The organism is Apilactobacillus kunkeei (genome assembly GCF_001421115.1).
GTDB lineage: Bacteria > Bacillota > Bacilli > Lactobacillales > Lactobacillaceae > Apilactobacillus > Apilactobacillus kunkeei_F.
Map to the genome: position 1 here is coordinate 18,393 of NZ_JXCW01000004.1, position 15,233 is coordinate 33,625.

General features: G+C 35.2%; 11 protein-coding genes and 1 tRNA gene. 11 read left to right on the forward strand and 1 reads right to left on the reverse strand.

Annotated features, from left to right (window positions below; genetic code table 11):
• The first annotated feature begins 60 nt into the window (after positions 1-60).
• The 4 genes from asnB to RZ55_RS02895 are packed head-to-tail and all read left to right on the forward strand — an operon-like array spanning position 61 to position 5,488.
• Complete coding sequence (gene asnB / locus RZ55_RS02880) at positions 61-1,944, forward strand: asparagine synthase (glutamine-hydrolyzing) (RefSeq protein ID WP_034531242.1); 1,884 nt, start codon at positions 61-63, stop codon at positions 1,942-1,944.
• Positions 1,945-1,976: 32 nt separating this feature from the next.
• The gene (locus RZ55_RS02885) at positions 1,977-3,515 is read left to right on the forward strand and encodes a UDP-N-acetylmuramoyl-L-alanyl-D-glutamate--2,6-diaminopimelate ligase (protein WP_057175710.1); all 1,539 of its coding nucleotides are present in this window, start codon (positions 1,977-1,979) and stop codon (positions 3,513-3,515) included.
• Positions 3,508-4,758 carry a carboxylate--amine ligase gene (locus RZ55_RS02890; protein WP_034531239.1) on the forward strand — a complete coding sequence of 417 codons (1,251 nt, stop codon included), beginning with the start codon at positions 3,508-3,510 and terminating at the stop codon, positions 4,756-4,758. Before RZ55_RS02885 ends, RZ55_RS02890 begins: the two co-directional genes overlap by 8 nt.
• Positions 4,759-4,768: 10 nt before the next feature.
• A complete protein-coding gene (locus tag RZ55_RS02895; RefSeq protein ID WP_053792649.1) occupies positions 4,769-5,488 on the forward strand; it encodes an aspartate/glutamate racemase family protein in 720 nt (239 codons plus the stop codon).
• A 13-nt stretch (positions 5,489-5,501) separates the two neighbouring features.
• Here the strand turns inward: RZ55_RS02895 and RZ55_RS02900 are convergent, their stop codons facing one another.
• Positions 5,502-5,840, reverse strand: coding sequence for a DUF1516 family protein (locus RZ55_RS02900; RefSeq protein ID WP_057175711.1), 339 nt, complete (start codon positions 5,838-5,840; stop codon positions 5,502-5,504).
• Between the two features lie 104 nt (positions 5,841-5,944).
• On the opposite strand from RZ55_RS02900, the gene RZ55_RS02905 reads away from it, so the two are divergent.
• The 7 genes from RZ55_RS02905 to RZ55_RS02935 all read left to right on the forward strand — a co-directional run bounded on the left by RZ55_RS02905 (position 5,945) and on the right by RZ55_RS02935 (position 15,216).
• Positions 5,945-6,874, forward strand: coding sequence for an L-lactate dehydrogenase (locus tag RZ55_RS02905; protein ID WP_034531234.1), 930 nt, complete (start codon positions 5,945-5,947; stop codon positions 6,872-6,874).
• 105 nt (positions 6,875-6,979) lie between these two features.
• The gene (locus tag RZ55_RS02910) at positions 6,980-7,204 is read left to right on the forward strand and encodes a hypothetical protein (protein ID WP_034531232.1); all 225 of its coding nucleotides are present in this window, start codon (positions 6,980-6,982) and stop codon (positions 7,202-7,204) included.
• Between the two features lie 47 nt (positions 7,205-7,251).
• Positions 7,252-7,322: transfer RNA gene (locus RZ55_RS02915), tRNA-Gly, on the forward strand.
• Between the two features lie 249 nt (positions 7,323-7,571).
• A complete protein-coding gene (gene argS, locus RZ55_RS02920) occupies positions 7,572-9,263 on the forward strand; it encodes an arginine--tRNA ligase (protein WP_034531231.1) in 1,692 nt (563 codons plus the stop codon).
• A gap of 114 nt (positions 9,264-9,377) precedes the next feature.
• A complete protein-coding gene (locus tag RZ55_RS02925; protein WP_034533678.1) occupies positions 9,378-11,471 on the forward strand; it encodes a transglycosylase domain-containing protein in 2,094 nt (697 codons plus the stop codon).
• 75 nt (positions 11,472-11,546) lie between these two features.
• The gene (locus RZ55_RS02930; RefSeq protein ID WP_057175712.1) at positions 11,547-12,734 is read left to right on the forward strand and encodes a metallophosphoesterase family protein; all 1,188 of its coding nucleotides are present in this window, start codon (positions 11,547-11,549) and stop codon (positions 12,732-12,734) included.
• Positions 12,724-15,216, forward strand: coding sequence for an ATP-binding protein (locus tag RZ55_RS02935; protein WP_057175713.1), 2,493 nt, complete (start codon positions 12,724-12,726; stop codon positions 15,214-15,216). Before RZ55_RS02930 ends, RZ55_RS02935 begins: the two co-directional genes overlap by 11 nt.
• The last annotated feature ends 17 nt before the right edge of the window (positions 15,217-15,233 follow it).

Consider the following 15,233-nt stretch of genomic DNA (forward strand, 5'->3'; position numbering starts at 1 on the left):
TACGATTAAAAAGTAACTAAAAATTATTAATATATTAAAAAACAAAGGGGAATAAAACTTATGTGTGGATTTTGTGGATATGTAAATCATAAAGATGTGCCTAACGACACCATTGAAAAGATGGCTAATCGAATTAAGCATCGTGGCCCTGATGATGAAAAGTATTTCCAAGACGATAAGGTATCAATGGGATTCCGTCGTCTATCAATTATTGACTTAGCTCATGGTGGTCAACCACTATACAGTAAAGATAAGAAGAAAGTATTAACCTTTAACGGTGAAATTTACAACTACCAAGAAATTAGGGATGAATTAATTTCTGAAGGTTGGGAATTTGAAACTGATGTTGACTCAGAAGTTCTAATTCGTGGTTACGAAGCATGGGGTCCAAAACTATTGGACAAACTTCGTGGTATGTACGCATTCGTTATCTATGACAGTGCTAACAACGAAATCTTCGGTGCTCGTGATCATTTCGGAATCAAGCCATTATACTACTACGACGATGGCGATGCATTTATGTACGGTTCTGAATTAAAAGCATTCTTATCAAACCCTGCATTCAAGAAGGAATTAAACCTAAAACTTCTACCAATTCACTTAAGTTTTGAATTTATTCCATCAGCAGAAACAATGTTCAAGAACGTTTACAAAGTAATGCCTGGTACTTACTTCATTCACCACATTGATGAAAAGAAGACTGAAACACACAGATATTACAAGTTTAACTACGATCACATTGATGAATCACAAACAGTTGAAGAAGATGCCAAGAAGATTGAATCAATTGTTAAGGACTCTGTAAAGGCCCACATGATTGCCGATGTTGAAGTTGGTAGTTTCCTATCAAGTGGTGTTGACTCAAGTTACGTTTTAAATGAAGCTTCAAAATTAAAACCAATTAAGTCATTCTCACTTGGATTCAACGATTCTAAGTTTAGTGAATTATCATGGTCAACTGACTTTGCTCAACAAATCGGTCAAAAGAACACACCAATCAAGATTACTGGTGATGACTACTTTGATTTCCTACCAACTATGATGTACTACATGGATGAACCACTTTCAAATCCATCAGCTATTCAATTATTCTACTTAGCTCAAGGTACTAGTAAGGAAGTTAAGGTTGCTCTATCTGGTGAAGGTGCTGATGAATTCTTCGGTGGTTACAATACTTACCTAGAAGCAATTCCTTTTGAAAGATACCAAAAATACGTTCCTGGATTTATCCGTAGTGCATTAGCTAAGATTGCTACTAAGATGCCTCGTTTCCATGGTCGTCGTTTCTTAATTCGTGGTGCTCAACCATTGAGTGAAAGATACTACCGTGTTAACTACGTATACAACTACGATGACAGAAACAAGTTATTAAAGGATCCATCATTGAACGTTGATTCAGGTGCATACTCAAAATACATTTTTGATGAAGTAGCTGACAAAGACGAAATGACTCAAATGCAATACTTTGATATCAATGCATGGTTACCATTTGATATTCTACAAAAGGCTGACCGTATGAGTATGGCTAACTCTCTTGAAGTTAGAACTCCATTGGTTGATAAGAAGGTTGCTGAATTTGCTGCAACTATGCCAATTAAGACTCGTATCAACAAAGAAGGTACTAAGATTTCACTTCGTAAGGCAGCTGAACGTGCATTACCTGACAAGGTTGCTATGAAGGAAAAACTTGGTTTCCCATCACCAATCGCATCATGGATCAGAGAACCTAAGTTCCATGAAAGAATTGTGAGAGCATTTACTTCCGACGTTGCTGAAAAGTTCTTTAACACTGATGAATTGTTAAGAATTCTAAAGGAACATGATGAAGGTAAATCAAGCATGCAAAAGATTATGACACCTTACCTATTTATTCTATGGTATGAAGTATACTTCCCAGAAGATACAAATGCTGATACTATTAACAAGGTACAACTACAAGCATAATTTTTAAATCTTGATATAAGGAAGTAAAAACAATGGCTCTTGGAATTGATGAAATAAAGACAATATTAACTGAACATGGACTAATACAAGAAATTGTATCAGGTGAGGATGTTTCATTTGATGAAGTAACTTACGATTCCAGAAATGTTAAACCAAATACATTGTTCTTTTGTAAGGGTAACTTCAAACCCGAATACTTAGCGATGGCTAAGGAAATGGGTGCGACTGGTTATGTTGCCGAACAAAAGTATGATGAAGGTAATGGCTTAACTCAAATCATTGTGAATAACGTGCAAAAGGCAATGTCTCTAGTAGGCGCTGCCTTTTACTGCTACCCTCAAAATGATTTGTTTGTTATTGCTTATACCGGGACTAAGGGGAAGACAACATCTTCTTACTTTGCTAAAAGTATTTTAGATAACGCCAATAAAAACAAGACAGCATTGATTTCTACAATTGATACTGTTGTTGGAAATGAACCATCACAACGTTTTAAGTCACATTTAACCACTCCAGAATCATTAGATGTTTTTAACTATATGAGACAAGCAGTCGATAATGGAATGACTAGTTTGGTGATGGAAGTTTCATCACAAGCATACAAAAAGTTAAGAGTCTACGGACTTCATTTTGATGTGGGTATTTTCTTAAATATTTCACCGGATCATATTGGTCCAAACGAACATCCAACATTTGCTGACTATCTACATTGCAAGGAACAATTAATGGTTAATTCCACACATTGTATTATTGATGCAGATACAGATTACATGTTAGATGTCTATGAAGCAGCTAAAGCAACTACTGACCCAGATAAAATTTATCTATTCAGTAGAGATAAAAAAGAATTTAAAGACGTACAAATTGATTTCAATTTCTCAAGCATCTCAGACACAATCGATAGCAATGAAATTAGAGTTGTTGCTAATAGCCAAAAAGCTAAGAAAATGAATGTCGAAGATGACTACAAGATTGGCGTTGTTGGGGACTATAACGAAGCTAATGCAATGTCTGCAATTATCGCTTCTGCATTGGATAATGCTAGTGCAGACGACGCCAAAAAAGGATTGAAGGATGTATTTGTTCCAGGAAGAATGGAATCATACAAATCCAAGCATAACGGTACAATTTACGTTGATTATGCCCATAACTACGCCAGTATGCATGCACTATTAGGATTCTTGAAGAGTAATAATCCTGATGGCAAGGTAATTGTGGTAGTAGGAAGTCCTGGTAATAAGGGACTAGATCGTAGAGAAGGTTTTGGAAAAGCTTTAACCGAAAGTGCAGATATCGCATTTTTAACTTCTGATGATCCAGCCTTTGAAGATCCAAAAGACATTATTAACGAAATAGATTCTTACATTAATCATGATAAAGTTGACGTTCATATTGAACTAGACAGAAAAATGGCTATTAAAAAGGCTATTCACGCCGGTGATAATAATGCTATGATAGTAGTTGCTGGTAAAGGAAGAGATCCTTACCAAAAAATCAACGGCGTAGATACTCCATACGAAACAGATCCCGTCGTGGTACAAAATGTTTTGAGAGGGATAGATAATGAGTAATTTAGAATCTAATTTTACAGTTGTTCTATTAGGTAGTGATTTCAATGCTTATGGAATGGCTCGTTCATTATACGAAAAATACAGAAAACCCGTGAAGGCATACGCTGAACAAGCACTTGCACCTACACGTTTTACAAAAATTGTTGATTTAACTTTGATTGATGGATTTAGCGAAGATCCAAAATGGATTGAATCAATGAAAGAACTTAAGAAGGAATATGCATCACATGAAGAACCAGTTATCTTAATTGGTTGTGGTGATGGTTATGCTGAATTAATTTCAAAACATAAGGATGAATTAGAAGATGTTTTTGTTTGCCCATACGTTGATTATGACTTAATCAAGAAATTAAACAGTAAAGAAAACTTCTATAAGTTATGTGAAGAATACGATTTGCCATATCCAAAGACAAAGATTATTTCTAAGAAAGATTTTGAAAGTGATGAAAAGATTGAACAACCATTTGGTTATCCAGTCGCATTAAAACCTACCAACAGTGTTGAATGGTTGGATGTTCACTTTGAAGGCAGAAAGAAAGCATTCATTATTGAATCACAAGATGAATTTGAAGATATAATTGAAAAGATTTATACCAATGGATATACTTCTGATTTGATTCTTCAAGACTTTATCCCTGGTGATGACAGTAACATGCGTACTTTAAATGCTTACGTTGACAAGAACCACAAGGTTAAGATGATGTGTTTAGGTCATCCATTATTGGAAGATCCATCACCGGCCGCTATCGGTAACTATGTAGCTATCCTTCCAGAATATAACGAAAAGCTATATTCAATGGTTCAAGGATTCCTAGAAAAGATTAACTATGTTGGTTACGCTAACTTCGACATGAAATACGATACTCGAGACAATACTTTCAAACTATTTGAAATTAACTTGAGACAAGGTAGAAGTAGTTTCTTCGTTAGTTTAAATGGTTACAACTTAGCTGATTGGGTTGTTAGAGATTACGCATTTGATGACTTATCAGATAAGGAAACTGTATACGCTAACGAAAACAAAGACAATCGTTACCTATGGCTAGGTGTTGGCGAACAAGTCTTCAAGAAATATGCTAAGGACAACGCAGATAAAGAATTTGCTCTTCAATTAATCAAGAAGGGCCAATACGGTACTACTTTCTGGTATAACCGTGATAAGAGCTTTAAGCGTTGGTTATTAGACGTTTGGATTAAGCATAACTACGCAAAGAACTTCAAACGTTACTTTAGCGAAAAATAGGGATGATAAAATGAGACATTTCTTTTCAATTATTGGTGGAATGGGAACAGAAGCTACCGAAAGTTACATTCATTTATTGAATCAACGAACACCAGCTAGTAATGATCAGGAATATTTAAATTATATCCTTGTAAATCATGCGACTGTCCCAGACAGAACCAATTACATTTTAGACAATACTAAACCAAACCCATTGATTCCATTAAAGGAAGATATTAAGCAACAATCACAATTAAATCCTGATTTCTTTGTGATTCCATGCAACACTGCCCATTTCTTCTTTGATGAATTACAGTCAGCAACGAACGTGCCAATTTTGCATATGCCAAAAGAAGCTGTTGCTGAAATCAGTAATGTGTATCCTAATGCTAAAAGAATTGGTTTGATTGCTACCAAAGGAACCATTTTCGATGGTATTTATGATACAGAAGTGCAAAACGCTGGTTATGAAATTGTAAAACCAACTGAGCATATTCAAGAAGAAACAATGGATTTGATATATAAATATGTCAAAGAACAAAATAAAGTTAACAAAGAACTATATCATCACATCTTAGATGAAATGAAAAACGAGATGGATTGTGATGTAATCATCTTGGGTTGTACAGAATTATCTGTGGCTGAAGAACGTGCTTCAGATCATGACTACCCAGTGATTGACGCTCAATCAGTCTTAGTTGACCGTTCAATTGAATTAGCTTTAAAGAACAGAGAAAAAGACATCGAATAATTCGATGTCTTTTTTATATTACGTTATAGATAGTGATGCCAATCAAAGCGATGATGACTACGATTAGGCCGATTACATTGAAATTAATAAGGTGATTTTGTTGTTTGTTTGTATAGTTTAATTCTGTTAGACCGCCAAGTAGAACAGCTAATACATCAGCGAATATTGCGGTGTTGAAACGATGATCCGAAACTCGAATGGTGATAACGATTTGCGTAATCAGTATTAATATATATATTACTCGACTAGCAATTAACCATTGGATGACTCTCTTAACGGAGACCCTGGTGATACCAATTATGGTTACTGCTATATAAATAAATAACATTATTAGTGTTAAGCTAGCCCACATAATATCTCCTCCTAATAGGTATTTTATCATAAATAATCATAATAAAACTTGAATTAAAATATTAGAGTGATAGAATGACTACAACATTAAAGGAGGTATGCTTTATGACAAGAAAAATTGGTATTATTGGAGACGGGAACGTTGGTGCTGCAGTAGCTCATCATATTGTCGTTTCAGGAATTGCAGATGATTTGGTCATGATTGATCACAACGATGCAAAGGTGAATTCAGATGCATTAGACTTTAGGGATGCAATGTCTAATCTTAAGTTCCATACAAATATTGAAGTTAATAACTATGCCAGTTTAGCTGATGCAGACGTTATTATTTCAGCGGTGGGGCACATGGAATTAATTAATGCTAATAAGGATAAACATGACCGTTTTGCCGAGCTAACAGCTAACGTTGAAGAAGTCAAAGACGTTGCAAAACACATTAAAGAGTCAGGTTTCCATGGGATTATTATTGTAATTACTAATCCAAACGATGTCATTACCTCCTTATATCAACGCGAAACAGGTTTTGCCAAAGAACGTGTTATCGGAACTGGTACATTACTTGATTCAGCAAGAATGAAGAGGGCAGTTGCGGCCAAACTTAACATTGATCCTCGTTCAGTAATTGGTTACAACCTAGGTGAACACGGTAATTCTCAATTTACTGCATGGTCAACAGTTCAAGTATTCGATAAGAGTATTTTTGAATATGCAGAAAAATATAATATTGACTTAGATGAAATCGATAATGATGCTCGTATGGGTGGATTTACGGTTCATAGTGGTAAGGGGTACACTAACTTTGCTATTTCAGCATCAGCTGTTAAGTTAGCTGAAATTGTTTTACAAGATGCTAAAACAGAATTAGCTGTCTCAAATTACCGCGAAGAATATGGTACATACCTATCTTATCCAGCAATTGTTGGACGAAATGGAATTGAAAAACAAATCGATTTAGATCTTCCTGAAAATGAACAAAAACAACTACAAGCATCAGCAGATTATATTAATCAAAAAACTCGCGAAATCATTGATTAATCAGTGATTAGGAGATATTAATATTTTCTAAAAAAATACCTTGATATTAATAACGCGTTTTGATATTATCAATATCGCGTTATTTTTTATTAAGGAGGCAAAAAGATGGCTGAACCAAAAGAATTACAAATTGGCGACCACGTTTCTGCACCTAGATTCGGTTATTTAAAACATGACTTTGCTGGAACAATTGAAAAAGTATACGAAAATTCAGTAATGGTCTTTATCGACGAACACCATGAAGAAGATGGCATCGTCGTTAATGAATACAATAAGCGTGCGGTTGTTAGCAAGAAAGTTGCTAAACCATCAAAGAAAAAAACAGCTTAACAAACTTACCAAAAATTGTAACGTGTGATATAATAATTTTTGTATCTGCGGGTATAGTTTAGTGGTAAAATATGAGCTTCCCAAGCTCAGGTCGCGGGTCCGATTCCCGTTACCCGCTTTGTCGCATAAACCGACAGATACTGTTCGATAATAAAAGACTAGTAGACATATTCCATTAACAAGCGACATCGGATTTGGTGAGAGCCGATGATTAGGATATGTTGAATTCGCACTTTTTAGAATTATGACTAATTAAATAATAAAGCGGATATTTTATATCAAATAGAGTGGTACCGCGGGTTATTCCGTCTCTTACAATTATTAATATTGTAAGAGACTTTTTATATATTTATGGAGGTTTTGGATAATGGAAAACAAAGAATTAGTTGCTAATGCTCTATCTAAAGCATTGGACAACGAACTATCTGTAGAAGACATTCTACCAAAAATTGAAAGACCTAAAGATTCAAAAATGGGTGATTTAGCTTTCCCTACATTTATTTTAGCTAAAAAGTTTAGAAAGGCACCTCAACAAATTGCTGCTGACGTAGTAGAAAAGATTGATCAAAGTTCATTTGACCATGTTGAAGCTGCTGGACCATATGTTAACTTCTTCCTAGACAAGTCTAACTTCAGTGAAGACGTTCTATCAGCTGTATTAGACCAAAAGGAAAACTATGGTCAAAACGAAGATGGTAAGGGTGGTAATGTAACCATCGATATGTCTTCACCAAATATTGCAAAGCCTATTTCAATGGGTCACTTAAGATCTACTGTTATTGGTAATTCTGTTGCCGAAATCCTACGTAAAAATGGTTACAACCCAATTAAGGATAACCACTTGGGTGACTGGGGAACTCAATTTGGTAAGTTAATCACTGCATACCTAATGTGGGGTAACGAAGAAGACGTTAAAAAAGATCCTATCAATAATCTAGTTAAGTACTACGTTAAGTTCCACAAGATTGATAAGGAACAACCTGAACTAGACGATGTTGCTAGAGATTGGTTTAGAAAACTTGAAAATGGTGATGAACAAGCAACTAAACTATGGAAATGGTTTAGAGAAGTATCACTTGAAGCCTTTGGTGAAATCTACGACAAGTTAGGTATTACTTTTGATACTTACAATGGTGAAGCTTTCTACAACGACAAGCTACAAGACGTTGTTGATTCACTACAAGAAAAAGGTCTATTAAGCAAGTCACAAGGTGCTACAATCGTTGACTTACAAAAATACGATTTAAACCCTGCATTAATCTTGAAGAGTGATGGTGCTTCACTATACATCACTAGAGATATTGCAACTGCAATTTACCGTGACCAAACTTATCATCCAGCTATGAACCTATACGTTGTTGGTTCAGAACAAACATACTACTTCAAGCAATTGAAGGCTGTATTAATGGAAATGGGTGTTCCTTCAGCTAAGAACTTACACCACATCCCATTTGGTCTAATTACTGTAAATGGTAAGAAATTATCAACTCGTTCAGGTCGTATCATCTTATTGGACGAAGTATTGAACGAATCAATTGCAATTGCTAAGAAGCAAATTGCTGAAAAGAACCCAGATCTTCCTAACAAGGAAGAAGTTGCTAAAGAAGTTGGTGTTGGTGCCATCGTCTTCGGTGACTTGAAGAATGAAAAGATTAACAACATCGACTTTAACTTAGAAGATCAATTGCGTTTTGAAGGTGAAACTGGACCATACGTACAATACGCTCGTGCACGTGCCGAAAGTATTTTACGTAAAGCTGGTGACATTGACTTTTCAAACGTTGACAAGAAGCTTAACGATGCAGAATCATGGAACGTTATTAAGTTACTAAATGACTTCCCAGCAAGAGTTAAGATGGCTTGTGATGAATTTGAACCTTCAGTTATCGCTAAGTACTCATTAAGACTTGCTAAGTCATTTAACAAGTACTACGCTCACACTAAGATTTTGGATGATGATGAACAAAGAGATGCTCGTTTAGCATTAGTTAAATCAGTATCAATCGTTCTTAAAGAATCACTAAGATTACTTGGTGTTAAGGCTCCAGACGAAATGTAATTAAAGAAAACAGGTTTAACAATTAGTTAAATCTGTTTTTTATTTTACCAATTAGAGTTGATTTGGGTTAAAATAGTATTAATATCATCATCAGTGAAGGAGTAATCATACTAGATGAAAAATGATAAAAAACCAAAAAGTGCTTTTAAAAAGATTTGGCACCGATACCAACTAACTCGTTGGATTATCGTCATGTTTTTATTACTATTTTTTGTAATGAGTGCTTATTGCACATTTGTTGCAAAGACCACGCATGTTCAAGACCTGCAATCATCTTTGGAACAATCTACCGTAATTTACGATGGTAATAATAAAAAGGCCGGTAAAATCTATTCACAAAAAGGAACATACGTTGGATTTAAGGATATTTCACCGAATATTCCAAACGCAATCCTATCAACTGAAGATAGAAACTTCTACAATGAACATGGTTTTTCTGTTAAGGGATTTGGCCGTGCGATACTATTAATGATCAAGAACAAGATTATGCGTCGTGACTACATTAGTGGTGGTGGAAGTACTCTTACTCAACAATTGGTAAAGAATGCTTACTTAACCCAACAACAAACTTTCAGCAGAAAGTTAAAAGAACTATTCCTATCCATTCAAGTTGAAAATGTATATAGCAAGAATCAAATTTTAACTATGTACATGAATAACTCATATTTCGGAAATGGTGTCTATGGTGTTGAAGATGCATCAAGACGTTATTTTGGAATGAATGCTAAGGATTTACCTGTTCAAGATGCTGCTGTAATTGCAGGGATGCTAACTAATCCAAGTGCATACAATCCTGTTGATCACCCCAAGCTAGCCTTGGATAGAAGAAACGTTGTTTTGCAATTGATGGCTGATAACAATAAGATTAGTCAATCAGAAGCAAACAAGCTAAAGAAAACACCAATCCAAGTAAAGAATACCTACCAATACAAGGATGGTTATAAGTACCCATACTACTTCGATGCTGTAATTGATGAAGCGATTAATAAGTATGGATTATCCGAATCTGACATCATGAACAGAGGATACAAGATTTATACAACGCTAAATCAAGATCAACAAAACAGTATGCAAGATGATTTTGCTAACGATAGTAATTTCCCAAGCAACGCATCTGATGGTACTAAGGTTCAAGCTGCTTCGATTGCTTTAGATCCAAGTACTGGTGGAGTTACTGCCGTGGTTGGTGGACGTGGTCAACACGTGTTCCGTGGGTACAACCGCGCAACCCAAATCAAACGTCAACCAGGTTCAACCATTAAGCCACTAGCTGTTTACACACCGGCTTTGGAAAACGGTTATAACTACAATGACATGCTTCAAAATAAGAAGACATCATATGGTTCTAACAAGTACACACCAGAAAACTACAACAACGTATATACAGGAACCGTTCCTATGTACACCGCGTTAGCACAAAGTATGAATGCACCAGCTGTATGGTTGCTTCATAAGATTGGTGTCGACAAGGGTTATGAATCAGTTAAGTCATTTGGTTTGCCTGTCCAAAAGAAGGATAAGAACCTTGCCTTAGCTTTAGGTGGCCTATCCTCAGGTGTATCACCACAACAAATGGCTGGTGCTTATACTGCGTTTGCAAATGAAGGTAACATGACTACACCTCATTACATTAGAAAGATTGTTGATTCTTCAGGAAACGTAATTGTTAATAATGAATCAGTAACTTCTAAGAAGGTAATGTCAAAAGATGTCGCTAATAAGATGACTAGTATGATGCTAGGTGTCTTCGATAACGGTACTGGTGCATCCGCTAAACCAAGTGGATACTCAATTGCCGGAAAGACTGGTAGTACTGAAGCCGATAATACCGGTGACTCAGATGCTACAAGAGATAAATGGATTATTGGATACACACCAAAAGTAGTTGTTGCTACCTGGGAAGGTTTCGATAATACCAACGCCGGACATCACTTGGAAAACTTAAGTGGTACCGGAGTAGGACCATTATTTAAGACTGAGTTACAACAAATCTTACCAACTACTGGTAATAATAACTTTAGTGTTAAAGACGCCGCTTACATGGATTCACAAGAAAAGAAGGCCAACAGCTCTTCTGATTCCAGTTTCTGGGATAGTGTTTCTGACGGTGCCAACCAAGTATCAAAGAGTCTCGGAAAAGGCTGGGACAATTTAAAGAAGAACGCAAGTAATTGGTGGAATGATGCCAAGAAATTTGTTGGAGACTAAATTGACCAATTAATATAAAACGTCGTATCATTGTTATTAAGTGATACGACGTTTTTAGTTAAAGGAGTAGTTAAATTGAAATTTATTCATGCCGCTGATTTACATTTAGAGAGCCCATTTAAGGGTTTGAAGAATGATGAAACTCCAAATGGATTATGGAAACAAATATATGAATCTACCTTCAAATCCTTTGAAAGAATCGTAAATGATGCCATTGAATACGATGTTGACTTCGTATTATTGGCCGGTGACTTGTTTGATCGAGACAATCAAACCCCTAAGACTTATGATTTCTTTCAATCACAAATGCAAAAGCTCAATGAACACAATATTGATGTATACATGATTTATGGAAATCATGATTATTTTGATATGCAAAAAGAATCGATATCATTCCCAGATAATGTTCATGTCTTTGATAACGAAGTTGAAACCAAAACATTTACTTTAGATGGTAAAAAAATAGCCATTACCGGTTTTAGTTATGCCAATAAATGGATTACAGACAAGAAAATCGATGAATATCCATTGAAAAATGATGTAGACGTGCAAATAGGGATGCTACACGGTGGTTTGGAACAAACAGGGGATCATTATGCTCCATTCTCATTAGATGACCTTATAGGCAAGAAATATGACTATTGGGCATTAGGTCATATTCACAAACGCCAACAACTAAAAGAAAACCCACTGGTATTTTATTCTGGTAACATTCAGGGAAGACATAAGAACGAACCAGGCGATAAGGGATACCTGTTAGTTGATGATGAAAGTGGCAAGTTGGAAGCACAATTCCATGCCACATCATTAATTGATTGGTTAACACTTGATTTAAGTATGGATTTTGTTGATGTTGAAAGTGCCAAAAATCATATCCTACAAGTATTAATGGGTAATAAGTATGAAAACATGCAGTTAATTAGTTTGAACCTTATCTTGAATAACCCAATTTCCGATGGTCAAAGACAGGACTTAGAATATCGAGTTACCAATGCGTTAAGTAAGGACTATGAACAACTAAATGCATGGATTTATGAAATTAACGTCAGATTGAGCGACGATCAAAAGATGTCATCAATTGACCAAGATATTTGGGATGAGGCACAGGAAAAAGTGTTCTCCGAAGATAAAATTAGTTCCGTTTCTAAATCATTACGGAAGTATGATTTTATTGCACAACACTTGGATGACTCCAAAGAAGACTTGATGGAACAAACAAAAATGAAGCTACTAGGTGGAAAGGAGGATACGGATGAAGATTAATAAGTTAGAAGTGCTAGGTTACGGTAAATGGCACGACGTATCCTTTAATTTTAATGATGACAACCTACAAATCATATTTGGTAACAATGAAGCAGGGAAAACAACGTTGCTCAGCCTGATTGAAGGGATTTTATTTGGTTATGTCGATGGACGTGGAAGTGCATATGAACAATATATTCCACGTGACACTAAATCATATGGTGGGAAACTAACAATCACCACCGATAACAATCGTCATTTTATTCTAACTAGAATTGCCGGAACCCATGGTGGAGAACTATCAATTTACGATATCGATAATGATATGCAAACCTCAAATGACATTTTAGAAAAAATCTTAGGACCAATTGATCGAGATACCTTTGAACAACTATTTTATTTCGGTGATTTAGATATTAAGCAAATTTCTAAGTTGAGTAAAAATGAATTAGTTAGTCGCATTCAAAAGGTTGGGTTTGTCGGAAGTGACCAATGGTTAGAATTAAGAGACAAGTTCGACAAAGAAGCAAAGGACTTATACGCACCCACCGGTCGTAAGCCACCTTTGAATCAAAAGCTGAAAGAATACGATGATTTATTGAACAAGATTGCTGAAAGCAAGAATAGTTTAAATGATTACAACCAATTGATTAGTCAAAAGAATGCTGTAGAAGCATCCATGAATCAATCTAAGCAAAAGGTTAGTGAGTTAGAAAAGAAACTAAGTCAGTTAAATCATTTCAAACAAGTTTGGCCTGTCTATCAACAACTTTCATCTTTAAAGCAAGACAAATTTGAATTCAAAGGTGGATTCTCCGATGACGACGTTAAACAGTTTAATGAATTAACCAATCAACTATTCTTAATCAATCAACAAATCGATAGTATCGAAAAATCCATTAACCAATTAAATGCTTCAATGAACAACGATGATGATTTGAAGAAGTTCAATGATTACAAGACAGAAATTGATAAACTGGTTCAATCATTCTCCAAAGTGAATGAACAAATCAATCAATTAAGCGTTAGCCAATCAATGATCAATGAAATTAATCGCCAGGATAGTCAACAAGTTGTTGCTAGCAAGGATGACATCGTTACAATTCAAGGCATTAAACAACAATTAGCGGAACTTCAAATAAGAAAGCAAAAGCCATCTAATAGTTTTTCTATCATTGGTTTAATTGGTGTAGTTATTGGAATTGCAATGCTTACCGTATTACCAGGAGCGTTAAAACTAGTCGGGATTATCGTATTATTGCTTAGTGGGATTTATACTGGATCCGTTAAGTTTAAGAAAAATGAAGATAGTAATTCCAATCAAGAACGTGATGCATTAAATAATCAATTAGTAGATTATGGTAATAAGTATTCCTTTAATGTAGAAAATGTTGATGACTGGGTATCAGAACAAAAATACTTAGCTCGTAAGACTCAAGATAATAGTCAAAAGGCTAAGTATGAAGAAGAAATGAATCAACTAAATGGAAGTCTAAAAGCATACTTTGCTGAATGGCAACGAGTATTTGGTGGCCTTAACATTAATGATTCATTTGATAATCAACTTTCACAAATTCGTACTTATCTAAATAAGATGAATGAAGAAAATGCGATTAATTTACGAAACAATAATCAATTGCAAAACTATCTCCGACAAAAATCATCATTAATTGATAAACAAATCCAGTATAAGAAGGACTATTCTGAATTTTTGAACACTAGAAAAGTCGATAATGGTGATGAATTCAAAGAGATTGTGGAACAACAAAGAAATCATTCAATTAAAGCAGCACAGTTACAAAACGTTAAGGATCAAATTACCGATGATGACGTAAAGGTTTTAGATACTTTTAACGACGTAACTGAATTGGACAATCAATTGAATGAAGCGGATGCAGAAATGACTACTGAAAAACAATCATTACTAAATGCTTCCCAACAATTAGAAAGTTTAAACATTCAGTTGAAACATGTGATTGCTGATGGAACCTACAATGAGCTTGTGCAAAAGCAAAGTAACTTAGAAGCAGAAATCAATGAAATGGTTGATCAATGGATGAGCATGAAGTTAGCTAATTCCTGGATTGACGAATCATTGAACATTGCGACTGCCGATAGAATTCCGTTGTTCGAATCCAAGGCAAAAGAATTCTTTGCAATCCTGACCGATAATAGATACACAGGAATTACTTACTACAAGAGCAAGTTAAAGGTAACTAGGGATGACAAGGTTCAATTTGATGCTGGAGAACTATCCAGAGGAACAATTGAACAACTATACTTAGCCTTGATTTTGTCACTTTCTGTGGTATTCGGTAGCGACTATCGTTTGCCATTAATCATCGATGATGGACTAACTGAGTTCGATCAACAACGAACAGATAACGCAATTAAGCTATTAGACAATATCAGCGAATCAATGCAGGTGATTTATGTTACTTGTGATTCTGATATTTTAAAACTAGTAGATGACAAAGCAGTACTCAATTTAAATGAATACTAAAAAAAGACTCCGGAAAA